The 22137-nt window shown below is 43.9% G+C and carries 21 protein-coding genes; 16 read left to right on the forward strand and 5 right to left on the reverse strand.

What is annotated here, in order from left to right; translation table 11 throughout:
* The first annotated feature begins 16 nt into the window (after positions 1 to 16).
* From nosZ to AC59IL_RS33450, 7 genes are all read left to right on the forward strand, one after another.
* Positions 17 to 2002 (forward strand): Sec-dependent nitrous-oxide reductase, encoded by a 1986-nt coding sequence (gene nosZ / locus AC59IL_RS33420; RefSeq protein ID WP_496556605.1) that lies wholly within the window; start codon positions 17 to 19, stop codon positions 2000 to 2002.
* A gap of 106 nt (positions 2003 to 2108) precedes the next feature.
* Entirely contained in the window at positions 2109 to 3125 is a 1017-nt protein-coding gene (locus AC59IL_RS33425; protein ID WP_496556606.1) for a nitrous oxide reductase accessory protein NosL, read from the forward strand.
* Positions 3126 to 3129: 4 nt separating this feature from the next.
* On the forward strand, positions 3130 to 4362 hold the full coding sequence (locus AC59IL_RS33430; RefSeq protein ID WP_496556607.1) for a nitrous oxide reductase family maturation protein NosD: 1233 nt from the start codon (positions 3130 to 3132) through the stop codon (positions 4360 to 4362).
* Positions 4363 to 4449: 87 nt separating this feature from the next.
* The gene (locus tag AC59IL_RS33435; protein WP_496556608.1) at positions 4450 to 5157 is read left to right on the forward strand and encodes an ABC transporter ATP-binding protein; all 708 of its coding nucleotides are present in this window, start codon (positions 4450 to 4452) and stop codon (positions 5155 to 5157) included.
* Positions 5158 to 5230: 73 nt separating this feature from the next.
* A complete protein-coding gene (locus tag AC59IL_RS33440; protein ID WP_496556609.1) occupies positions 5231 to 5998 on the forward strand; it encodes an ABC transporter permease in 768 nt (255 codons plus the stop codon).
* Between the two features lie 113 nt (positions 5999 to 6111).
* Positions 6112 to 6507, forward strand: a complete 396-nt coding sequence (locus AC59IL_RS33445; RefSeq protein WP_496556610.1) for a group III truncated hemoglobin — start codon at positions 6112 to 6114, stop codon at positions 6505 to 6507.
* A 570-nt stretch (positions 6508 to 7077) separates the two neighbouring features.
* Positions 7078 to 7545 (forward strand): hypothetical protein, encoded by a 468-nt coding sequence (locus tag AC59IL_RS33450; RefSeq protein WP_496556611.1) that lies wholly within the window; start codon positions 7078 to 7080, stop codon positions 7543 to 7545.
* A gap of 158 nt (positions 7546 to 7703) precedes the next feature.
* Here AC59IL_RS33450 and AC59IL_RS33455 read toward each other — a convergent pair whose 3' ends face one another.
* Complete coding sequence (locus AC59IL_RS33455; RefSeq protein WP_496556612.1) at positions 7704 to 10274, reverse strand: zinc-dependent metalloprotease; 2571 nt, start codon at positions 10272 to 10274, stop codon at positions 7704 to 7706.
* Between the two features lie 193 nt (positions 10275 to 10467).
* Between AC59IL_RS33455 and AC59IL_RS33460 the strand changes: the two genes are divergently transcribed.
* Complete coding sequence (locus AC59IL_RS33460; RefSeq protein ID WP_496556625.1) at positions 10468 to 10638, forward strand: DUF6728 family protein; 171 nt, start codon at positions 10468 to 10470, stop codon at positions 10636 to 10638.
* A gap of 21 nt (positions 10639 to 10659) precedes the next feature.
* Here the strand turns inward: AC59IL_RS33460 and lpxB are convergent, their stop codons facing one another.
* The 4 genes from lpxB to AC59IL_RS33480 form a co-directional block, all read right to left on the reverse strand.
* Positions 10660 to 11772, reverse strand: coding sequence for a lipid-A-disaccharide synthase (gene lpxB, locus AC59IL_RS33465; protein ID WP_496556613.1), 1113 nt, complete (start codon positions 11770 to 11772; stop codon positions 10660 to 10662).
* A gap of 222 nt (positions 11773 to 11994) precedes the next feature.
* Positions 11995 to 12291, reverse strand: coding sequence for a hypothetical protein (locus AC59IL_RS33470; protein WP_496556614.1), 297 nt, complete (start codon positions 12289 to 12291; stop codon positions 11995 to 11997).
* The gene (gene surE / locus AC59IL_RS33475) at positions 12291 to 13076 is read right to left on the reverse strand and encodes a 5'/3'-nucleotidase SurE (RefSeq protein ID WP_496556615.1); all 786 of its coding nucleotides are present in this window, start codon (positions 13074 to 13076) and stop codon (positions 12291 to 12293) included. The genes AC59IL_RS33470 and surE overlap by 1 nt, the downstream gene beginning before the upstream one ends.
* Before the next feature lie 152 nt (positions 13077 to 13228).
* Complete coding sequence (locus tag AC59IL_RS33480; RefSeq protein ID WP_496556616.1) at positions 13229 to 13876, reverse strand: NAD-dependent epimerase/dehydratase family protein; 648 nt, start codon at positions 13874 to 13876, stop codon at positions 13229 to 13231.
* Positions 13877 to 14348: 472 nt separating this feature from the next.
* Between AC59IL_RS33480 and atpG the strand changes: the two genes are divergently transcribed.
* The 8 genes from atpG to AC59IL_RS33520 all read left to right on the forward strand — a co-directional run bounded on the left by atpG (position 14349) and on the right by AC59IL_RS33520 (position 21343).
* Positions 14349 to 15230, forward strand: coding sequence for an ATP synthase F1 subunit gamma (gene atpG, locus AC59IL_RS33485; RefSeq protein WP_496556617.1), 882 nt, complete (start codon positions 14349 to 14351; stop codon positions 15228 to 15230).
* Between the two features lie 73 nt (positions 15231 to 15303).
* Complete coding sequence (scpB, locus tag AC59IL_RS33490) at positions 15304 to 16467, forward strand: SMC-Scp complex subunit ScpB (protein ID WP_496556618.1); 1164 nt, start codon at positions 15304 to 15306, stop codon at positions 16465 to 16467.
* 144 nt (positions 16468 to 16611) lie between these two features.
* Complete coding sequence (locus AC59IL_RS33495; RefSeq protein WP_496556619.1) at positions 16612 to 16794, forward strand: hypothetical protein; 183 nt, start codon at positions 16612 to 16614, stop codon at positions 16792 to 16794.
* On the forward strand, positions 16782 to 17111 hold the full coding sequence (locus AC59IL_RS33500) for a type II toxin-antitoxin system RelE/ParE family toxin (protein ID WP_496556620.1): 330 nt from the start codon (positions 16782 to 16784) through the stop codon (positions 17109 to 17111). The genes AC59IL_RS33495 and AC59IL_RS33500 overlap by 13 nt, the downstream gene beginning before the upstream one ends.
* Before the next feature lie 87 nt (positions 17112 to 17198).
* Positions 17199 to 18413, forward strand: a complete 1215-nt coding sequence (lysA, locus tag AC59IL_RS33505; protein ID WP_496556621.1) for a diaminopimelate decarboxylase — start codon at positions 17199 to 17201, stop codon at positions 18411 to 18413.
* Between the two features lie 185 nt (positions 18414 to 18598).
* Positions 18599 to 19102 carry a thioredoxin family protein gene (locus AC59IL_RS33510; RefSeq protein ID WP_496556622.1) on the forward strand — a complete coding sequence of 168 codons (504 nt, stop codon included), beginning with the start codon at positions 18599 to 18601 and terminating at the stop codon, positions 19100 to 19102.
* A gap of 138 nt (positions 19103 to 19240) precedes the next feature.
* Positions 19241 to 19717 carry a DUF4442 domain-containing protein gene (locus tag AC59IL_RS33515; protein WP_496556623.1) on the forward strand — a complete coding sequence of 159 codons (477 nt, stop codon included), beginning with the start codon at positions 19241 to 19243 and terminating at the stop codon, positions 19715 to 19717.
* A 222-nt stretch (positions 19718 to 19939) separates the two neighbouring features.
* On the forward strand, positions 19940 to 21343 hold the full coding sequence (locus AC59IL_RS33520; protein WP_496556624.1) for an MBL fold metallo-hydrolase RNA specificity domain-containing protein: 1404 nt from the start codon (positions 19940 to 19942) through the stop codon (positions 21341 to 21343).
* The last annotated feature ends 794 nt before the right edge of the window (positions 21344 to 22137 follow it).

The following is a 22137-nucleotide window of genomic DNA, read 5'->3' on the forward strand; positions in this document are numbered from 1 at the left end:
TCTTCAAATAAAATATATGAAATCAGTTAATCAAAGTCTTCTCATTATATCGGTTGCTGCCATCGGCCTGCTGCAGGCCTGTAAACCGAATAATGCTGCCACCGCTGTAAGTGGCGATGCCGCAAAAAAAGCGTATGTGGCGCCCGGTAAGTACGATGAATTTTACAATTTTGTTTCGGGCGGCTTCAGCGGACAAATGTCTGTTTATGGTTTGCCTTCGGGCCGGTTATTACGTGTAATACCTGTATTTTCAGTTGACCCCGAAAAAGGGTATGGGTATAACGAAAACACAAAAGCTATGCTGAATACATCGCATGGATTTGTGCCCTGGGACGATCTGCATCACACCGAATTATCACAAACCAATGGCGAAATAGACGGCCGCTGGGTTTTTGCCAATGCCAATAATACACCGCGTGTTGCCCGAATTGACCTGAAAACTTTTCGCACTGCCGAAATTATCGAATTGCCCAACAGTGCAGGCAACCACTCATCGCCATTCATTACCCAAAATACCGAATACGTAGTAGCCGGTACCCGTTTCAGTATACCCATTGGCGATAACCTCGATGTGCCTATATCTTCCTACAAGAAGAATTTTAAAGGCTCGCTCAGCTTTATCAGTGTTGATAAAACCACCGGTAAAATGGCCATTGCCTTTCAGCTGCAAACGCCCGGTGTAAACTTCGACCTTAGCCATGCCGGTAAAGGCCCAAGCCATGGATGGTTTTTCTTTAGCTGTTATAATTCTGAACAGGCCAATACCCTGCTTGAAGTAAATGCTTCACAGCGCGATAAAGATTTTATACTGGCCGTTAACTGGAAGAAAGCAGAAGAATACCTGAAAGCAGGAAAAGGGGTAAAGAAAGCAGTTAAATATACCCGTAACAGCTACGATGAAAAAACACATAATGCCGTTTCGGAAACATTGAACGAAGTAACCGTGCTTGACCCTGCCGTATTAAAAGATATTTGCTATTTCATTCCCTGCCCCAAGTCGCCGCATGGTTGCGATGTTGACCCCTCAGGTGAATATATTGTAGGTAGTGGTAAACTGGCCGCGCTGATACCCGTTTTCTCTTACAACAAAATTCAAAAAGCAATTGCCGATAAAGCCTATGACGGCGAGTTCGAAGGCATACCGGTTATCAAATACGAAGCTGCTTTATACGGTGAAGTACAAAAACCTGGTTTAGGCCCTTTGCATACCGAGTTTGATGGCAAGGGCAACGCCTACACTTCGTTCTTTGTTAGTTCTGAAATTGTAAAGTGGAATATCAAAGACCTGAAGGTGCTCGATCGCGTTCCTACGTATTATTCTATCGGTCACCTGTGTGTGCCCGGTGGCGACAGCCGCAAACCCAATGCGAAATATGTAATTGCCTATAATAAAATTACAAAAGACCGTTATTTGCCCACCGGTCCCGAACTGGCGCAAAGTGCGCAGCTGTTCGATATTACCGGCGATAAAATGCAACTGATACTTGATTTTCCCACCATTGGCGAGCCACACTATGCGCAGGCAATCGCTGCAGATCTTATTTCGAAAAATTCTACCAAATTTTATAAGATCGATGAAAATGCCAATGCCTATGCTACCAAAGGCGAAAAAGAATCGAAAGTAGTGCGTGAAGGAAATAAAGTACATGTATATGCAACGGCCATTCGCAGTCACTTTGCACCCGATAATATCGAAGGTGTGAAAGTAGGTGATGAAGTATACTTCCATATAACCAACCTTGAGCAGGACTGGGATATTCCGCATGGCTTTGCAGTAAAAGGCGCTAACAATGCCGAGTTGCTGATCATGCCCGGTGAAACACAAACATTGAAATGGATTCCCGAAAAAGCCGGTATATACCCGTTCTATTGTACCGATTTCTGTAGTGCATTGCACCAGGAAATGAGTGGTTACATCCGTGTATCGGCTCCCGGTAGTAATGTACCCATTAGTTTTAGTTTGGGTAAAACGAATGCCGCTGATTCAGCAGGCACAAATTAAGTTGGAAAGTCCGGAAGTCCGCAAGTCGGAAAGTCCGGAAGATGCTGACTAAAAGGTGTGATTCTTTCGGACTTTCGGTCTTTCCGACTTCTAAAAAAAATGAGTTATGAACAAGAAACTATCGGTCCTGTCGCGCATAATAGCACTGGTATGTGCGTTGTCGTTAATCGGCGTAATTGTATTGCCGATCTGGCGAATTGAATTATCGGCCCCGCAATATCCCGAAGGACTGAAGTTGCAGATACATGCCGGTAAACTCGGCGGCGATGTGGAAGTGGTAAACGGATTGAACCATTATATAGGCATGCGCACCCTGCACGAAAAAGATTTTGTTGAATTTACTGTACTGCCTTATATCATCGGTGCCTTTGTATTGTTTGGATTGCTGTCGGTAGCATTGAACAGAAGATGGTTTTTTATTACCTGGGCCATATGTTACCTGTTGTTCGCTGTGGCAGCTATGGTCGACTTTTACCATTGGGAATATAACTACGGACATAATCTTGATACAACTGCTCCCATACAGGTACCTGGTATGGCTTATCAGCCGCCGCTTATCGGTTATAAGCAACTGCTGAATTTTGGCGCTTATTCTATTCCCGATGCAGGCGGATGGATATTTATAGCAGTGGGTTTATTGCTTTTTGTATTGGCCATTAAAGAAATTCGTGCCGCAAAAAAATCAATTACCGGTTTGAAAACAGGTTTATCGGCTGCCGCTTTTTTCAGCATGGTATTCTTTGGCAGCTGCAGCACAGGTCCGCAGCCAATACAATTTGGCAGCGATGGCTGCGATTTTTGTAAGATGACCATCTTCGATCAGCGTTTTGGCGGAGAGATCGTTACCAAAAAAGGTAAAGTGTATAAGTTCGACGATATTCATTGCATCGCCTCGTTTTTAAAATCCAATTCTTTGAAGGCTGACATTGCAGGCATTTACCTGCTCGATTATTCAGCCAAAAACATATTCGTAAAAGCCAATGAAAGTTATCTGTTGCATAGCGATGAGCTGCGCAGTCCTATGGGCGGCAATGTAGCTGCATTTAATTCTGATCAAAAAAGGCAACAGTTCAATAAACAGTTAAACGGAACAATACTTACCTGGGATGCTATCAATAAATAAACATATGAAAAAAGTTGGGCTGGTAATAAGCATCGTTGCGTTGTATTTGCCGGCCGCAGCCAAAACATGGATCGTTCGCCCGGCCGGCCCGTTGCAATGGATACAACAAGCCATAAACAACGCAAGGCCTGGTGATACGATTCTGGTTGAACCAGGTATTTACCGGCAACAAACCATTACCATCAACAAGCCGCTGTATTTAAAAGGCGTGGGATACCCGGTGCTCGACGGACAAAAAAAATACGAGATCATTGCCGTGAAAAGCGATCATGTTATTGTGGAAGGTTTTGCCGTGCAGCATTCGGGTTATTCAGGTTATAATGATATTGCCGCCATTCGCATTTACAACAGGCGTTATGTAACCATTCGCAATAACAAACTCGACGATACTTTCTTTGGCATCTACAGCCAGCATGCGGTTTCCTGCATTATTTCGGGCAATCAGTTGCGCAGTAATGCCGTGAACGAAATCACTTCTGCCAATGGCATTCATTGCTGGAAGAGCGACAGCATGCAGATCATTAACAATACCATTACCGGTCACCGCGACGGCATTTATTTTGAATTTGTGACCAATTCGCTGATCAAAAACAACATCAGCACCGGTAATGTACGCTACGGATTGCACTTTATGTTTTCGAACAACGATACCTATGTAGCCAATCTTTTTAAAAATAATGGTGCGGGCGTGGCGGTGATGTTTTCGAAGGGCGTTACCATGTTGCAAAACACCTTTTCCGAAAACTGGGGCGGCGCTGCTTATGGTATTTTATTGAAAGAAATAGCCGACAGCCGAATTGAACGCAACCGCTTTTTGCGCAATACCACCGGTATATATATGGAAGGCACCAGTCGCATTATGGTTACCCAAAACAATTTTGATAATAATGGCTGGGCCATAAAAATACAGGCCAGTTGCAACGATAATACGATTACCCGCAACAATTTCAACGGCAACAGTTTTGATGTGGCCACCAACGGATCGCTGGTATTAAACACATTCAATGATAATTACTGGGATAAATATGAAGGATATGATCTTAACCACGATGGAGCAGGGGATGTGCCTTACAGGCCGGTAAGTTTGTATGCTATGATTGCAGAAAGAAATCCGGTTACCATGATGCTGTTCCGCAGTTTCATGACCGGCCTCCTCGATAAAGCCGAAAAAACAATTCCGGGTTTTATTCCTGAGAATTTAAAAGATGACAGACCACGCATGAAAGCGTTTAAATAACCGTTGCACGTTTCAGGTTGCATGTTGCAGGGACGATCCCTGAATGTAAGCCTTGTAACCTGAAACCTGTAACCTGAAACTTAAGAAATGATCATCGCAACAAATGTTACCAAAAAATTCGGAAAGCTTACAGCGCTCGATAATGTAAGCGTTACCTGTAATAAAGGGCAAACCATTTCGCTGATAGGCCCTAACGGATCGGGCAAAACTACTTTTATAAAGTGTTTGCTGGGTATGGTGGTGCCCGATAGCGGTTTTATAACTTTTAACCAGCAGAATATTGCGCTCAACTGGGAATACAGAGCAGCTATTGGATATATGCCGCAGATAGGCCGCTATCCTGAAAATATGACGATCGCCCAGTTGTTCGATATGATGAAAGATATTCGTAAAAAATCAACGCATCAGTTTGATGAAGAACTGATACAATTATTTAAGCTCGATACTATGCTCGATAAACGGATGGGAACTTTATCGGGCGGCACGCGGCAAAAGGTAAGCGCTTCACTCGCTTTTTTGTTTAACCCCGATGTGCTGATACTCGATGAGCCAACTGCCGGCTTAGATCCTTTATCGACCGAAATACTGAAAGAAAAAATACGCCGGGAAAAACAAAAGGGCAAGCTGGTGTTGATTACCTCGCATATACTGAGCGACCTCGACGATATTGTAACCGAAGTAATTTATATGCAGGACGGAAAGCTCCGCTTTCACAAATCGCTCGATCAGTTACAGCACGATACCGGCGAAAGCAAGCTGTCGCGCGCCATTGCGCATGTTATGCAGGCACCCTGAGCGAAGTCGAAGGGGCTGGTGTACAGCACTGAGCGTAGTCGAAGTGCATATAGTTTAATCAACTTGTAAAATCATGAAAAAGATCATCAAATACGTATTGCTCGATTTACTCCGTAACAGGATCACCATTGCGTATACACTGTTTCTATTAGTCATATCGCTGAGTGTATTTAACCTTGAAGACAATCCTTCGAAAGGCATATTAAGTTTGCTGAACCTGATACTGATCATAGTGCCCCTGGTGAGCATTGTATTTTCTACCATATATGTATACAATGCCGCTGAGTTTATTGAGCTGCTGGTATCGCAACCCTTAAAGCGGATCAATATATGGCTGAGCATTTTTACGGGGCTGGCCTTGTGTATGAGCGTGGCTTTTTTGGTGGGCTGCGGATTACCCATACTTATTTATGCCTCTTTCGATGTTGGTATTATAATGACCGCCATGGGGCTGATGATCACCGTCGTTTTTGTGGCCATTGCTTTACTGGCATCGGTGCTTACCCGCGATAAAGCCAAAGGAATTGGCGTTTCAATTTTATTATGGTTTTATTTTACCCTTATTTTTGATGGTATTGTGCTTTTCCTGTTGTTCCAGTTCATTGATTATCCTATGGAAAAACCAATGATACTGTTCAGTTGTTTAAATCCTGTTGACCTTGCGCGCATATTGATTTTGCTGAAATTGGATATTTCGGCCCTGATGGGCGCCACCAGCGCCATATTCAGGAATTTCTTTGGCAGTCAGTGGGGAATGACAGCAACCATACTGATCATGGCAGCCTGGGCCTTTTTACCGCTGTGGTGGTCGGTAAGGAAATTTAACCGGAAAGACTTATAAAAATGCGAAACGCAGAACGCAGAACGCTGAATGCAAAACGCGGAACGCAGAACGCGCCTTCTGTATTGAGCGTTCGGCATTAAGCGTTTAGCGTTCAGCCTTAATTGAAAATTATGAAACGAGATATCAGTAACCGGGCAGATATACAGGAACTGGTAGATGCCTTTTACAATAAAGTACGTGGTGATGAAGTGATAGGGTACCTGTTTAATGAGGTGGCCCAGGTAAACTGGGAGCATCATCTGCCAAGGATGTACGATTTTTGGGAAAACATCATTTTTCAAACCGGAGGTTTTAGGGGCAATCCTATGGTAGCCCATGTGCAGCTTCACCAGAAATCACCATTGTCGAAAGAGCATTTTGCCCGCTGGCAAAAGTTGTTTCTGGCCACCGTTGACGAGCTGTTTGAAGGCGAAAAGGCAGAGCTCACCAAACAACGGGCGATGTCTATTGCCACTATGATACAGATAAAAGTATTTCCTTCAAACGATCAGAAATCGATCTTGTAACGCATCTGATGAGTGTGTGCAAAAGGTAAGCATTCGCAGAAAACCCATCGGATGCATAAAAAAACCTCCCCGTGTTGGGGAGGCTAATCTTTTTTGGCGGTTCCAAAAAAATGTTTCAGATCTTTCATACAATTGGATAATACAGTTGTTCTTTTTAGGGAACAGGCCCTGTTTTTCAGGGCAGCTTCATAGGGTCGAAAACAAAACGGGCTTTAGGGTTAAGGCCTAAGGGTACGGTCGCTCATACGGGTTAATACTTTCAAAGGATACGGGTCAGATTAAGGTTTCGGAGGTAGCACCTGTGTGTTGTCTGCTTCCGGATGTAAAAATAGCACCACCGGCAGGGGGTTAGCAAATTTCGGATAACCTCATTGTACAGAATGGTCGTATTGTTTAACAGGGGCTACAAAATAGTACGTATTGGTAAAGGGCTGTACAGGTAGGGGTATAGGTGGTAAATGGGGCAAATCTTTTGTTTTTTATATCTCACAAATGTTAGTTATATTTAATGTGAAATGGCCCTCTGATTAATAGCATAGCAATATTATTTCCAATCAAAACTATTAAGCTATGCAAAAGTATAGTCTTCAAAAGCGATTAGGCCCCTATACCGTAGACAAAGCTTTATTTCAGCACATTGAAACTTACATTAACCGCAACATCCCACGAATTTTATTGTTAAACCTCGAAAAGGGAAAGGAAAATCCTTTGAGCCAGTTCATTACCATCACTGTTCAAAAGCAGCATAGTAAGGAAGTATTTCGTTCAATCGATGAGTATGGGTACGAGTTATTTGATGAAAATATCGAAGAGATTTCAGTTGAGCTTGTGCATAACAATGCATTCAATTTCTGGGGACAGAAAGTGATTGTGGTTATTATGACTTTCGATCTGAAGAGTAGTTATTGCGATATGTCGATAGCCCTTAATGACGATGAATCCCGCGAAAAAACATACACTATCGAAAAAGGTTTACGCAACATCATGAACCGCAACAAAAAATCCCTGCCGCTGGCAAGGTTTTTTACTTTGAGGTAAATGTGGTAATAAAAGATATTAAACATGCCTTTAAGGAGGTTGCCCGGTCCTGGTATAGACCGGCCCGGTGATGATTGTCTATAATTAATGATTGTTTATAATAAAAAAAGCTGCCCGAAACCGGACAGCTCTTTTTTTTGAAGAAGCAAAAATCAATGTTACTTATTCTCTAACCCATTATTAATTATATACACGAGGTTGGCGCGGTGTGCTTTCGTTTCTTCGTTGGTTGAAACGGCGGTGGCCAGCTGTGCTTTTATTTTTTTGAGCGTATGTAATGCGGCGGCTTTTGATACATCATCAAACTGTTGTGTTTTGGGATCTATCATGGCTACCAGTTGCCTTACAAAATAAGTTTGCAAATACTGACGGTATACATTCACATTGCCGGTAATATCTGCATCGAATATGCCCTTTTGCAAATCGCTCATTACATTGGCAACGCTGTATTGATTACCATACAGGCGGCTGTTGGTAATACGCAACAGAGTAGCGCCATGCAATAAATGCGATAAAGCGCCTCCGGCCTGAACAGCAAGCGTATTGTCGGAAATGCGGAAGTCGTCGCCGGTAGCTATTTGTCTGTAACCACGACGTTGCGGCTGCAGGTAAGCGTATACCTGGGCATCGGCATCAAATGCATTAGGAGCAAATACATACTTGTTTAATACATCCATGGCGCGTTTTTGCGTAGCCAGCGGAACCGGCGTAAATGGTTTATTGCCCGATTTTTGCTCAGGGAAACTTCTGTCAACATAAATACCACCGATATAACGGCTTACTGCCGACACCATGCTAAACCGTTGTCCGAGCAGGGTGCTATATCGTGCCCTGAGTTCGGCATACGACTGTCCTTCTTTGGTATATTTCGATACCAGTTTGCCCATGGTTTGATTTACTATTTTAAAACGCTCTTCAGCATAACCAATGGCATCGCTGGTAAGTTCGTTTACGTTTACGCGTGGGTCCATAGCTTTACCGGGTGCCCGCATATCGTCGCCATCGTTACCAAAAGCCAGTTTGGGGTCGGTGCTGCGCGAGATGATCTTTTTCAATCCTTCAGTTTCTTCGGCTTCGCTGGCAAAAGGCGTATAGCCGTATTCGATAGCCCACAGATCGTAAGGCCCGGCTTTTGTTGTATAATAATCGCCTTGCTTGCTTTTGTCGGGCGCAATGTTGATGGCGGGATAATCCATTACAGAACCGATGAGACCCAGTTTGTGTGTTATTTCGGTATTGTTGATCTCGGCGGGCGACAGCATCTGACTTGCTTCCATATTATGGTTTAAACCCAGTGTATGGCCCATTTCGTGCATTATAAGGTAGGTAAGGAACTGTTTGTGCATTTCTTTAATGTCGTTGGCCGATGCGCCGGTGGCATCGAGCATGGTCATACCTGCCAGCAACTGGGCTTTCAGTTCACCGGCGAGGGTGCAGTTGGCTTCCTGCTGCGGATCCATACCAGGAAACTGCAGGTTACCGTTGGCGGCATATCCTTTGAACAATTCATCGAAAATAGGCGTAGCGCTGCCCGAGTACCATTCGATAGTAATATCAGCGCCGATGATTTCTCCGGTTTTCGGATTTACAAAGCTGGGGCCGATGGCGCCATAGGAGGGTGAGGCCGAAGATACCCAGCGAATAACATTGTACCTGATATCGGCGGGGTCCCAGTCGGCATCATCGGGCATTATTTTCATTTGCACGGCATTTTTGAATCCGGCTTTTTCAAAAGCCTCATTCCATTTTAAGCCGGCATCGATGATGGTCTGGCGGTATTCGATGGGAGTGGTATTTTCAACCCAGTAAACGATGGGCTCAACCGGTTCGCTTAAAGCGGCCGTGGGATCTTTTTTCTTCAGGTTCCAACGATGAATAATGTCTTTATAAGGCACCGGGCTGATACTGGTTTGATTGTTTACATATTCGAGGAAATAGCCAACACGGGGGTCATCCCTGCGGGGTTTGTAGTCGTTCTGCGGCATTTCGATGAGGCTGTGCTGCATACGCACCCGAACGTAGCGGGCATCGGTAATATCGCTGGTGCCATAATTCATCGGAGCCGGATTGTCGTAAGCGAGGTCAACAATCACATCGGTATTATTGGGGAATGAGCGTACGTTAGCGTAGCGTGACTTGGCCGGGTTGAGCGAGCCTAAATTAAAAATGAGGCTGGCAAAAGCAGGAGGTACAACGGGTTTTACCGGATCGAGCTTTTCGCTGATAAACAAACCATCACCGTTGATCAGGTAACCGTCTGCATCTTCGGAAACTGTTTTTTCGGCCAGAAAAACAGCTTCGGGTTTATCTACTTCGGCGGTTTTGCTAACCGGGTTATTGGGGTCGTACCAAAAGCCGGTGTTTATACGCGAAAACTCCAGTTTGTCGAAGGCTTTCTGCACTTTAAACACCAGGGTGGTGCGGTGCATGCTCTGATTCAGAAATAACTGGGTGGGACCGCTGATGGAAAAACTTTGATAAATATATTCCTTGCCAAGCTGGTTTTTCTTTATGTATATCTGCACGGATCCTGTAGTCGTATCCTGGTACAGGGTGAACAAGCCATCTATTTTACGACTGGTTTTTATTTTATCTGTTATGCCGGCGCTTTTTTTGGGTTTCGAGGTGTCGGCGGTTGGTGGGGCTACGGCTCCTTTTTTATCCTGCGCCTGCGCTACAGCGATCAGTAGTGAGGGCGAAAGAATAAGGGCCATCAGGCATTTTTTCATACATGTGTGTTTTAAGTTTTTCAATTTACTGATGGTTTCAGGTAAGGGCGTATACTTTAGGATGGATGTGTGATTTTAATGGTTACCGGTTTCCTGTTACCGGTTTCCGGTAACAGGGGCCTGGTAACTGGTAACCCGAAACCTGTAACTTTTGTATTTTTGTATTGCTCAAAACAAAGAGCGCAGCTCAATTATGGGAGTGTGGAGACAACTTCAGGAATATTTCTATATAAAAAAGCGCGATCCCAATGCGCCGCATTCATCCTGGATGCGTTATATGCACGGCATTAACAGAATTTCGCTGTTCATGTTCATTTTCGCACTTATTGTAATTATTATTAAACTGTTGACGATGAAGAGGTAGGCCGAGGCGGCCGCAGTACCGTTAATTTTTTTGTAGAAATTGCACTATGTATGCAGCCGCCCGGGCCGATGCGTGACCTCCCTGGCCGAGCAGGTTACGCAAACCGGCATAATCAGTTTTCATTTGCTGCTGTTTGGTTACATTGGTGAGTAGTTCGCTCAGCGCTGAGCGCAGATTCCCCGGCGTTAGATCGTTTTGAATGAGCTCTTTTACCACGGGCTTGTCCATGATGAGGTTCACCAGCGATATATACCTGACCTTAATAAGCCGTTTGGCAATCTGGTACGAAATGTTGCTTCCTTTATAACAAACTACTTCGGGTACGCCGAATAGCGCTGTTTCGAGGGTGGCAGTGCCCGAAGTAACCAGTGCGGCGGTTGATTGAAGTAACAGCGAATAGGTATCATCGCGCACCGAAGAAACATTGGGGTGCATGGTAAGCAGCGATTCATAAAAGCTATCATCCTGCCCCGGTGCTTTGGCCAAAATAAACTGATAGGAGGGAAACATGCGGCTTACCTCAAGCATCACCGGCAGTTTTTTCAATATTTCCTGTTTGCGGCTGCCGGGTAATAAGGCAATGATGGGTTTTGTTGCCATTGGCCGGTTGCCGGGTGTTAGTTGTGCATCTTCTACCACTTCTACCAGCGGATGGCCAACATATTCAACTTCCCAGTCCCATTTATTTTTGTAATAAGCTTTTTCAAAGGGCAGTATCACCAACATCTTATCGATGCATTGTTTCATTTTTTTAACGCGGTTCTCTTTCCATGCCCATACCTGCGGAGATATATAATAAATAACTTTCAGGCCCTGTTGTTTGGCCCATTCGGCTATTCGCAAATTAAATCCGGGATAATCGATCAGTATCAGTGCATCGGGCTTGTATTTTGTGATATCGTCTTTGCAAAACTGCAGGTTCTTTAAAATAGTGCCCAGGTTTTTGGCTACTTCCCAAAAACCCATAAAGGCCAGCTTGCGATAATGTTTCACCAGTTCGGCGCCTGCCTGTTGCATCCTGTCGCCACCCCAGCAACGGATTGTAGCTGAAGTATCTTGTTTTCTGAGTTCCTTAATAAGATTACTTCCATGCAAATCACCCGAAGCCTCACCGGCTATAATGTAATAACGCATGCGGTAAAGGTACCACTTGAATGTTGAATATTGAATGTCGAATTTCGAATGTTGAAATAATATGGAATTGAAAATGAAGAGTTAAAAATGAGAAATGAGGAATAAGAAATGAGAAATGAATAATGTGAAAGTGAGTACCTGCGAAAGGGCCGAAGGATAGTAGGCGCAGATCGAACCGCGGCATCTACCTTATACCTTAAACTTTATACCTTATACCGTGTACTACAATATAAACTTCAACAACAATGCCAGTATCGCATATACAAGGGTTATAGCGAAAATACCTTTGGCGGTTTTGTCGCGATGGGTATTAATATAAAAAGTGAACAGGGCAATATTTAAAATCAAACAGGGAACCGATATAGCTGTGATCTGATTTTTATTGGCCGAAACAAATTTGATGCAATCAGATACGCTGAACAGGGGATAGAACTTAATAAAGTAATAGGCAATCAGGCTCAGCAAAGGGGCTACAAAGCCGAGCAGCATGCCAAAGCGAAGGTTGTCTTTTTTGAACATTACAGTTTCCAGGTTTTTTCGAGCTTATCTTTTAGTTGATAATTAGTGAGGTCGAACTGCACAGGCACTATACTAACATAATTGTTTTTGAGCGCCCATACATCGGTATCTTTTCCTTTATCGAAATTTACAAATTCGCCCGTTAACCAATAGTATTTACGGCCATTGGGGTCGTTGCGTTCAACAAAATCTTCTTCATACTTCGCATAGGCCTGCCGGCAAATACGAACACCTTTTATTAATTCGGGTGCAACAGGAGGGAAGTTAACATTCAGCACTGTATGTTTTTCGGGTGTTTTCTTCAGCATCTGTTCAACAATGATGCGGGCATATTTGCGGGCAGCCGTAAAATCAGCTTCTATACTATAATCCAATAATGAAAAACCTACCGAAGGAATACTTTCAATAGCGGCTTCCACAGCGGCCGACATGGTGCCTGAGTAAATAACATTGATTGAATGATTGGCGCCATGATTAATACCGCTTAAACAAAGATCGGGTTTGCGATGCAGTATTTTATCAACTGCCAGCTTTACACAATCTACGGGTGTGCCGGAGCATTGATACGATTCAATTCCACCAAAATAGGTATTCACCGCACTCAGCCGAAGGGGTTGTCCTATGGTAATGGCATGCCCCATGCCAGATTGCGGTTTATCGGGGGCTACAACAATAATCTTTCCCAGGTCCTTTACTGCTTCTACCAGATTATGAATGCCCGGCGCTGTTATACCATCATCGTTTGTAATCAGGATAACAGGTTGATCTTTCTTCTTTTTTGCCATATCGGACAACAAAAATGCTGAAAAAAAACGAGTTCTAAGTAATAAGTTCTAAGTTATAAGTGGATTCCGGAGCAATCTCAGCAACTAAACTCCAAACTCAGTAGCAGGCAAAAAAGAGCGAAGGAGACTTATAACTTACTACTTAAAACTTACTACTTCTTAATATCCGGTACAGTATATACCTGAATCCCCGCCTTTGGCGGGTTAGCGGTTGCATAAACAAGTGTATTGATCATTTGTTGAATGTTTACCAACCCCTGCTGCCGGCTTTGCTCCCTCGTGGCAGGGAACAGGCGGGCAAGTGCATAAAAGGGCAGTAACAGCACAGGCCACCAATGCCCCGGCCCCAGTACATACCAGGGCCTGATGAATGAACAGCGGGCGCCGGTTTGCTGTAACAGCCATTCGCCTTTTGCCCTTACCTCTCTATATTCTTTCATCAGCTTACCGGGGTACTGGCTTACGCTGATGTATACTACCTGCGGCACTTTGCTGGTGCTAACAGCAATCGCCGCCTGCTGAACCGATACCAGGTCGATGGTTTCAAAAGCCTCTTTTTTGGCAGGCGAAGGGTGGGGTACGCCGATCATATGTATAAATACGTCGGTACCCGCAACGGCAGCGGCATAAGTTGCCGCATCAAGGGCATTACCGGTAACCACTTCGCAGCCCGGTGGTAATTTATGCTCCGACCCATTTCGAACGAGTGCTTTTATGTGATAACCGCCTTTTTGCTGAAGGGCTTTTATAAGCCGGGACCCGATATACCCGTTTCCGCCGGTAATAAATAATTGTTGCATAATGGTTTAAGGATGGTGTTATTAAAAATACGAAAAAAGCGGGCAGGGAGATTTATACGAAATGTCAATTCCATTTAATACAAACGACTTTGCATTGAACGAAAAGTCAATTCCGTTTAACGCAAACGACTTTGCATTAAATGAAAAGTCAATTCCATTTAATGCTAACGACTTTTAATTGAGGGATCAGGTCTGTTTAATAAACTGTAAGAGAAGGATTTAGATCCAAAATTTATGCATGCATCTTCATTTTCCCGGTATATTTTTTTGATTGCCTCCGGTCCACGGGGCCAAAGCCGGCGTGCTATTCACATCATATGCGGAATTTTACACAGACCGTGGAATTTTGGCGGCTTTCCGCTACCTTTGCAGCCGATTAAAAGTATAGGTGTGCGGATTAGCTCTATGTTATTGATTAATAGCTTGTTATAGAGCAGTTGCCCTTGCTTGATCAACTTATCAATTTTACAACATGGCAGGTCAGTTAAAAGAAGTTCGTAATAAGATCAAGGCTACACAAAACATGCAGCAGATTACCAAAGCAATGAAAATGGTAAGCGCTGCCAAATTAAGAAAAGCCCAGGATGCCATTATTCAAATGCGTCCCTATGCCCGTAAACTGCAGGAAGTTCTGAGCAATATCGTTAGCGGCTCAGAAGGAGATGCAGGTTCGTCTTTGGCTACTGAAAGACCGGCAGAAAAAGTGTTGCTGATTGTTATTACCAGCGATCGCGGATTGTGCGGCGCTTACAATGCCAATGTGATTAAACTGGCCCGTACCACCATTCAGGAAAAATATGCAACCCAGGCTGCCAAAGGCAATGTGCACGTTTGGAGCATTGGTAAAAAAGGATACGAGTTCTTCCTTAAAAATAAATTCAAGGTTAACGATCAGTTTAAAGACCTGTTCCACGGTTTGAGCTTTGAAAATGTTCAGGCCTGCGCCCAGGCTGCCGTTAAAGCCTTTGAATTAAAAGAATTTGATGTAATAGAACTGGTGTACAGCGAATTCCGCAATGCAGCCGTTCAACGCTTTACTGTAGAACGTTTCTTACCTATTCCTAAAGTACAAAAGAAAGAAGGCGCTAAAAAAAGCGACTTCATTTTTGAACCTGCCAAAGAACAGCTCATCACCGAGCTGATGCCAAAAATTTTGAACACCCAACTGTTCAAAGCAGTGCTCGATGCCAATGCATCGGAGCATGGCGCCCGTATGACGGCCATGGATAAAGCCTCGGAAAATGCCAACGAATTATTGAAACATTACAAAATTTCGTACAACCGGGCACGCCAGGCAGCCATCACAACCGAGCTTACCGAAATCGTAAGCGGTGCCGCTGCTTTACAAGGTTAAGAAGTTTATGGTTTATTGTTTGAGAGCGCCCAGTTAACCGCAAACCTTAAGCCACAAACCACAAACTATTACAATGGAAATTTCCAACCTGATACCTCATATTGAAGCGTTGATCTTTGCCAGTGAAAAGCCATTGACTACATTGGAGATCACTGACCTGATCAATAATGCCTTCGGCTTTATGGAAGACAAGATTACGCTTGATCAGATTGAATCGGCCATTGAAGGTATTCTTGAAAAATACCGGGCAGAGTTTTATCCCTTCGAAGTACGCGAAAGCGGTGGCGGCTGGCAGTTTCTTACCAAAAAAGATTATCATAAAACCGTTGGCCAGTTAAACGGCGACAAATTTTTAAAACGCCTTTCTACCGCCGCGCTCGAAACATTGAGCATTATTGCTTACAAGCAGCCGGTAACCAAGGGCGAAATTGAAGCGATACGTGGTGTAAGCAGCGATTATGCCATTCAGAAACTGCTCGAAAAAGACCTGATCGTTATCACCGGTCGTAACGAAAACATGCCCGGTCATCCCCTCGTATACAATACTTCAAAAAACTTCATGGATTATTTTGGGTTGAATTCGCCCGAAGACCTGCCGAAGCTGAAAGAAGTATTCGATGATAATTTTGTTCTGCCTACAGCTATCAGCGAAGAAGCAACAGCAGCCCAAATGTCTGATGACGAAATAGCCGGGCCTTCACTGAACGGCACCGGCTTAAACGGCACCCACCTTGAAATAGGTGTTGAAGAAGAATCGGCCGAAGGTGGTGATGTTGATGAAACAGCAATAACCGATGCCGCAGGCGATGAAGAAACCGGTATAAATGCAACAGAAGAAGAAGCCGGCGAAGAAGAACTGGCCGATGACGAATACAATGCCATCATTGAAGAAGCCCTGATAGAAGAAGAGGCCGAAGCGCTCGACGAAGAAGCCGATGAGGTACTCGATGAAATTGCCGAAGATATGTATGACGAAGAAGGCGAATTGGATGAAACAGATGAAGAGGAATACGAAGTAGAAGGGGCCGCAGACATGGCCGGCGATGAAGAAGACGAGCCTTATATAACCCCCGAAGAAGAGGAAGAGTTTGAAGAAGAAGACAACGGCACTACCTTTAAAGTGGATGATAACGGCGAACTGATCGAAGAACAAACCGATGCCGATGATGATGAAGATGAAGCGGGTGATGATGAAGAAGAGGAGAATGATGATCATTCAGATGAAGAGAAAAAATAATTGAGTAATACAAAACGTGCCGCGGTATCCCGAGCAAAGTTTAGGGAAGCCGCGGCACGCGTGTTTATAGGTAGGGCAGCGTATTTAAGTACATTTTAAAAGTCTCCAAAATTTGCTTAGATTTATACTAATAATCATTCTTCCATGCTTACCAAAAAACAGGTATTAAAAAGCATTCGTGAAATGCCGGATGAATTTCCGGTTGATGACGCTATTGAAAGATTAATGCTCCTGCACAAAATTCAGAAAGGAAGCCAGGAAATCAAAGAAGGTAAAGGGTTATCTACGCTCCAGGCGAAGAAAAAGTTAAAAAAATGGTTAAGGTAACCTGGGCTCCTTCGGCAGTTAGTGATATTAATAATATTGCAGAATATATTTCTCAGGATTCCCTCCAATCAGCCTATGCGCAGGTTGAATTATTTTTTGAGAAAGTCACTGTTCTCGAAAAATATCCAATGTACGGTAAAAAAGTTCCGGAACTGGATGATGATAATTTCAGAGAAATTTTAATAGGAAGATACCGGATTATCTATGAGGTGCTTTCGTTGGATGAAATTGGTATTGTAACGGTTCATCACCAATCCCGCCTGCTGAAAAATAATAAGGTTATAAGGAAAATAATAAGACATCGGAAAAAACGATAGTTTATTACTTCTTTACAGGCAATCTCAACCTCCCTGAGAACGCTAAGGACTACCGGAATCGCTCAGGACTTCTTATATTCGCATAATATGTCACAGCAATTATCACGAGAATTCCTGATTCAGTTAGCAAATGAATACGGTACGCCGTTGTATGTGTACCATGCTGAAAAAATTAAAGAGCAATACGAAAAGCTGAAAGGTGCATTTGGCAAGATCAATGCCCGTTTTTACTATGCCTGCAAGGCCCTTACCAACATCAACATATTAAAGTATATTAATAGCCTGGGCGCCGGTGTAGACTGTGTAAGCATTCACGAGGTGAAGCTGGCCCTGAAGGCAGGCTTCGACCCTAAGAATATTTTGTATACCCCCAATTGTGTAGACTTTCAGGAAATTGTAGCGGCCAAAGACCTGGGCGTAAATATTAATATCGATAATATTTCTATACTTGAGCAGTTTGGCAATAAGTTTGGCGGCAGCTATCCTGTTTGCATTCGTTTGAACCCGCATATAATGGCCGGTGGTAATTTTAAGATCTCTACCGGGCACGTAGATAGCAAATTCGGTATCTCAATTCACCAGATACGCCATATTGAACGTATTGTAAAAACCGCTAAAATGAAAGTTACCGGCGTGCATATGCATACCGGAAGCGAAATAAAAGACATAGGCGTGTTTCTCGAAGGACTGGAAGTTATGTTTGAAATAGCCAGTCATTTTCCCGACCTGGAATTTGTTGATCTCGGCAGCGGCTTTAAAGTGCCTTACCAGCCCGATGATCCCGAAACCGATGTGAATACTCTGGGACAGAAAATGGCCCTGGCCTTTAAGAACTATGAAAAAGAAACCGGTAAAAAATTACAGGTTTGGTTTGAGCCCGGTAAATATCTCGTAAGCCAGTGCGGCTATTTTGTGGTAAAAACCAATGTGGTAAAACAAACGCCGGCCACGGTGTTCGCCGGTGTAAACAGCGGGTTCAATCATTTGATACGCCCCATGTTTTACGAGGCTTACCACCATATTGAAAATATCAGCAACCCCAATGGCCCTGAAAGGATCTATACGGTTGTAGGTAACATTTGCGAAACCGATACGTTTGCGTGGGACCGCAAGCTGCACGAAGTGCGCGAAGGCGATTTCCTCGTGTTTTACAATGCAGGCGCTTATGGGTTCGAAATGTCGAGCAATTTTAATTCGCGGCTGAAGCCCGCCGAAGTGCTGGTAAAAGATGGAAAGGCGCACCTGATTCGCAAACGCGATGAGTTTGAAGATCTGTTAAAGAACCAGATTGAAGTTATATAAAATTGAATGCTCCCGCCGGGAGCATTTTTTTTGGTGAATGTTTCGCGCAAAGCCGCAAAGCTTCAAAGCCGCTTGTTGGCTTCTTAATTCAATTTCAATGGCCGCGAAGGAATTTCCTTTGCGTTTTTGCGCCTTTGCGCGAACAACAATTTCCTGTACATTTAGTATACCTTAAATACGCATCTATGAAAAAAAATGTTTGTATAGGTGTATTCATTTTCAGCTGCATGCTGGCGCATGCACAAACGCAGGATATTAAGAAAATTAACCTGTACAATCCCTACGAAAATGCCGATTCGGCGCTTAACAAAGCCATTGCCGATGCCAAAAAAAGCGGCAAATATGTGTTTGTACAAATCGGCGGCAACTGGTGCAAATGGTGTGTTATATTTCATGATTTTATTACAAACGACAAACAAATTGATTCGCTGATAAAATCAAGCTTTGTGGTGTTGCATTTGAACTATAGTTCCGAAAATAAAAATAAAGACCTGCTTACCGACCTGGGCTTTCCGCAACGGTTCGGCTTTCCGGTGTTTTGCATACTCGACGAAAACGGCATGCGCATTCATACGCAAAACTCGGCCTACCTTGAAGAAGGCGATGGTTATAGCAAAGACAAGGTGTTGGAATTTTTAAGTTCGTGGACGCCGAAAGCACTTGATCCGAAGACTTACAAGAATGAATGAAATAAACTTAATGATATTGCAAAATGGGAAACAGTTGCAGGTTTCACGTTCCAGGTTACAAGGGAGCCTGCAATCTGTAACCTGCACCCTGAAACCTGTAACCTGTAACTTGTAACCTGCACCATGTAACCTTTTCAAATGTCTTCCAACAAATTCATACAACGACTCAAAAATCCTGTTGCGTTCAGGTTGTATCTGCTATGGAAACTGCCTGCCGCATTTTTTTCGGGAGTTCGTGTACGCGAAATAGATGAACAGCATTGCGCGGTAACCGTTCCGTATAAATGGTTTTCACAAAACCCTTTCAGAAGTACCTATTTTGCCTGTTTGGCAATGGCCGGTGAAATGAGCACCGGATCGCTTGCTATGGCGCATGTATATGGGCGTAAACCGGCCGTATCGATGCTGGTGGTAAAATTTGAAGCCAATTATTTTAAGAAGGCCACCGGCCGTACCCGCTTTGTTTGTAACGACGGGCCATTGATTCTCGCTACTATCGAAAAAGCCATTGCAACCGGCGAATCACAGGTTTGTACCACTGTATCAACTGGTACAAATAACCAGGGCGATAAAGTTGCGGAATGCTTGATTACGTGGTCGTTTAAGAAGAAGTAGTTACCAGTTATCAGTCGCCGGTCACCAGTTGCCAGTTGCCGGATACCCGGTATCAGGGAACCGGTAACCAGTAACCGGTATCAGGATACTCCTTAGCAGGAAAATAACATGTAGGAGCAGTCCCGTATGGGACGGAATCTGAATAGTGACCGGAACGCTGAAGTGAGTGACACAACAAAAGCTGATTAACGGTATGTCGTTTGATAATAAAAAATATTTATAATGAAGATTGCTTTTCATGGTGCGGCACGCACCGTTACCGGTTCGAAACATTTGCTCACATTAAGTAACGGAAGAAAATATTTGCTCGACTGCGGTATGTTTCAGGGCCTGGGGCAGGCTACCAGCAACTTAAACAGGAACTGGGGTTTTGATCCGGCCGAAGTAAACCATCTTATTCTATCGCATGCGCATATTGATCACAGCGGGTTGATTCCCAAACTCACCAAAGACGGATTTGCCGGCAACATTTTTTGCACGCCGGCTACCAAAGAGCTCACCGAAATATTACTGGTCGATTCGGCCGAAATACAGGAAGATGATGTGAAGTATGCCAACAAAAAAAGAGCGGCCGAAAAACAACCTTACCTGCAACCGCTGTATACGGTAGCCGATGCCGAGCAGTCGTTCGATCACCTGCGCGCCCTCGATTATGGCCAGTGGCATGCCATTGACGAGTTTGTAGAAGTGATGTATACCGATGCAGGCCATATCATTGGCAGTGCAGCGGTAAACCTGCGCATAAAAGAGAACGGAAAAGTTGTTCGGCTTACTTTCAGCGGTGATGTAGGCCGTTACCGCGATGTGATCCTTCGCTCACCGGCTGTTTTTCCGCAGGCAGATTATATTATTCTGGAGTCAACCTATGGCAACAGTTTGCATGAACTGAACATCACCACTCCTGATATATTACTCGACTGGATTGAAAAAACATGCATTCAGAAAAAAGGCAAGCTGATCATACCTGCCTTCAGCGTGGGCCGCACCCAGGAAATATTATATCACCTGAACCAGCTTGAGCTGGAGCGCCGCCTGCCCGAACTGGATTATTTTGTAGATAGTCCGCTGAGCATAAAAACAACAGAGCTGGTTAAACGGTATCCGCAATATTTTAATAAAAACATTCAGCATACGCTTGAATCAGACAGCGATCCCTTTGCATTTAAGGGGTTGAAGTTTGTAAAAACGGTGGCTGAATCAAAGCTGCTGAACTTTCGCAACGAACCTTGCGTAATCATATCGGCCAGTGGGATGGCCGAAGCGGGCAGGGTAAAGCACCATATCAGTAATAATATCGAGAACAGTCGCAATACCATTTTAATGACCGGTTATTGCGAACCCGATTCGCTGGGAGGCCGACTGCTGTCGGGCCGCAGAGAGGTTTCCATTTTTGGGGTATTGCACGAAGTGCATGCCGAAGTGGGCGCCATTCACAGCATGAGCGCGCATGGCGATTATGAAGATCTGAGCCAGTTTCTGGCCTGCCAGGACACCCGGCAGGTTAAAAGGCTGTTTTTAGTGCATGGAGAATATAACGTACAGCAACAGTTTCGCGAGCGGCTGATTAAAAAGGGATTTGCCGATGTAGAGATACCGGAGATGCATTACGAGATAGGATTGACGTGATAAGGCCAATAGGCAAAAGACAATAGGTAATGGAAAAGTGGGATTTGGTTTCCGGTTTCCAGTTACCGGTTACCGGAAACCGGTAACTGGTAACTGCTTAAAAACAAAAGAGCTGCTTCACGGAGCAGCTCTTTTTCAATTCAATAATTCTTTGGGTAGTCTCTAAGTACAATTCGTCTATAGGCTCAGATTTTGTTGGGTTGGTTTTCTTTTCAGATACAGGATTTTTAGTGGTTGGAATTTTTCATCGGATCGGATTGTTTAGGGTCTTTTTCCAAGGAGATTTTTACATGGTTTTTTTCAAGATGATAATGGATTAAACGGGTACGATGGTTTTTCAGAGTTTCGGGGCTCCGTGGTGCCCTTCTTAACTGGATTTTTTTGTTTCCGGAATTTTGGTTTTTATAGGATGTTTGATCGTGAACCAAAGATTGAAATTCTTTTGACGTATATCAATTTTTTTCGATAAATGAACTAAAACCGTCGATTTTCAGGTAAAAAACTAAGAGGATCTATTTAATCACGCAGGAAGTTGACAACGGTCAAATGCAGCCCTGATACCCGCTTCAGCTAACCTTGCACTACTTTTGAAGCACTTTTGAGCAATATTTCGGTAACCTTTGGTATACCCTTTAAGTAGGCGAAAAGGTTAAAAACGGGCGAAGCAGGGGTGCTGCAATAGTGAGGCATGGGTAGTACAAAGGTGGCCAAAAGGTTAACAAAGGGTAGCCAGGAGGTAGTCAGGGAGTAGCTGTCTTATACTGAAAAAACTTTACAGGTGGGAATGATTAATA

Source organism: Niastella sp. sgz303648 (genome assembly GCF_059587045.1).

Excerpts from the sequence above, each read along its gene's own strand:
- nosZ (WP_496556605.1), top strand. The coding sequence starts at position 17 with ATGAAATCAGTTAATCAAAGTCTTCTCATTATATCGGTTGCTGCCATC.
- AC59IL_RS33425 (WP_496556606.1), top strand. The coding sequence starts at position 2,109 with ATGAACAAGAAACTATCGGTCCTGTCGCGCATAATAGCACTGGTATGT.
- AC59IL_RS33430 (WP_496556607.1), top strand. The coding sequence starts at position 3,130 with ATGAAAAAAGTTGGGCTGGTAATAAGCATCGTTGCGTTGTATTTGCCG.
- AC59IL_RS33435 (WP_496556608.1), top strand. The coding sequence starts at position 4,450 with ATGATCATCGCAACAAATGTTACCAAAAAATTCGGAAAGCTTACAGCG.
- AC59IL_RS33440 (WP_496556609.1), top strand. The coding sequence starts at position 5,231 with ATGAAAAAGATCATCAAATACGTATTGCTCGATTTACTCCGTAACAGG.
- AC59IL_RS33445 (WP_496556610.1), top strand. The coding sequence starts at position 6,112 with ATGAAACGAGATATCAGTAACCGGGCAGATATACAGGAACTGGTAGAT.
- AC59IL_RS33450 (WP_496556611.1), top strand. The coding sequence starts at position 7,078 with ATGCAAAAGTATAGTCTTCAAAAGCGATTAGGCCCCTATACCGTAGAC.
- AC59IL_RS33455 (WP_496556612.1), bottom strand. The coding sequence starts at position 10,274 with ATGAAAAAATGCCTGATGGCCCTTATTCTTTCGCCCTCACTACTGATC.
- AC59IL_RS33460 (WP_496556625.1), top strand. The coding sequence starts at position 10,468 with ATGGGAGTGTGGAGACAACTTCAGGAATATTTCTATATAAAAAAGCGC.
- lpxB (WP_496556613.1), bottom strand. The coding sequence starts at position 11,772 with ATGCGTTATTACATTATAGCCGGTGAGGCTTCGGGTGATTTGCATGGA.
- AC59IL_RS33470 (WP_496556614.1), bottom strand. The coding sequence starts at position 12,291 with ATGTTCAAAAAAGACAACCTTCGCTTTGGCATGCTGCTCGGCTTTGTA.
- surE (WP_496556615.1), bottom strand. The coding sequence starts at position 13,076 with ATGGCAAAAAAGAAGAAAGATCAACCTGTTATCCTGATTACAAACGAT.
- AC59IL_RS33480 (WP_496556616.1), bottom strand. The coding sequence starts at position 13,876 with ATGCAACAATTATTTATTACCGGCGGAAACGGGTATATCGGGTCCCGG.
- atpG (WP_496556617.1), top strand. The coding sequence starts at position 14,349 with ATGGCAGGTCAGTTAAAAGAAGTTCGTAATAAGATCAAGGCTACACAA.
- scpB (WP_496556618.1), top strand. The coding sequence starts at position 15,304 with ATGGAAATTTCCAACCTGATACCTCATATTGAAGCGTTGATCTTTGCC.
- AC59IL_RS33495 (WP_496556619.1), top strand. The coding sequence starts at position 16,612 with ATGCTTACCAAAAAACAGGTATTAAAAAGCATTCGTGAAATGCCGGAT.
- AC59IL_RS33500 (WP_496556620.1), top strand. The coding sequence starts at position 16,782 with ATGGTTAAGGTAACCTGGGCTCCTTCGGCAGTTAGTGATATTAATAAT.
- lysA (WP_496556621.1), top strand. The coding sequence starts at position 17,199 with ATGTCACAGCAATTATCACGAGAATTCCTGATTCAGTTAGCAAATGAA.
- AC59IL_RS33510 (WP_496556622.1), top strand. The coding sequence starts at position 18,599 with ATGAAAAAAAATGTTTGTATAGGTGTATTCATTTTCAGCTGCATGCTG.
- AC59IL_RS33515 (WP_496556623.1), top strand. The coding sequence starts at position 19,241 with ATGTCTTCCAACAAATTCATACAACGACTCAAAAATCCTGTTGCGTTC.
- AC59IL_RS33520 (WP_496556624.1), top strand. The coding sequence starts at position 19,940 with ATGAAGATTGCTTTTCATGGTGCGGCACGCACCGTTACCGGTTCGAAA.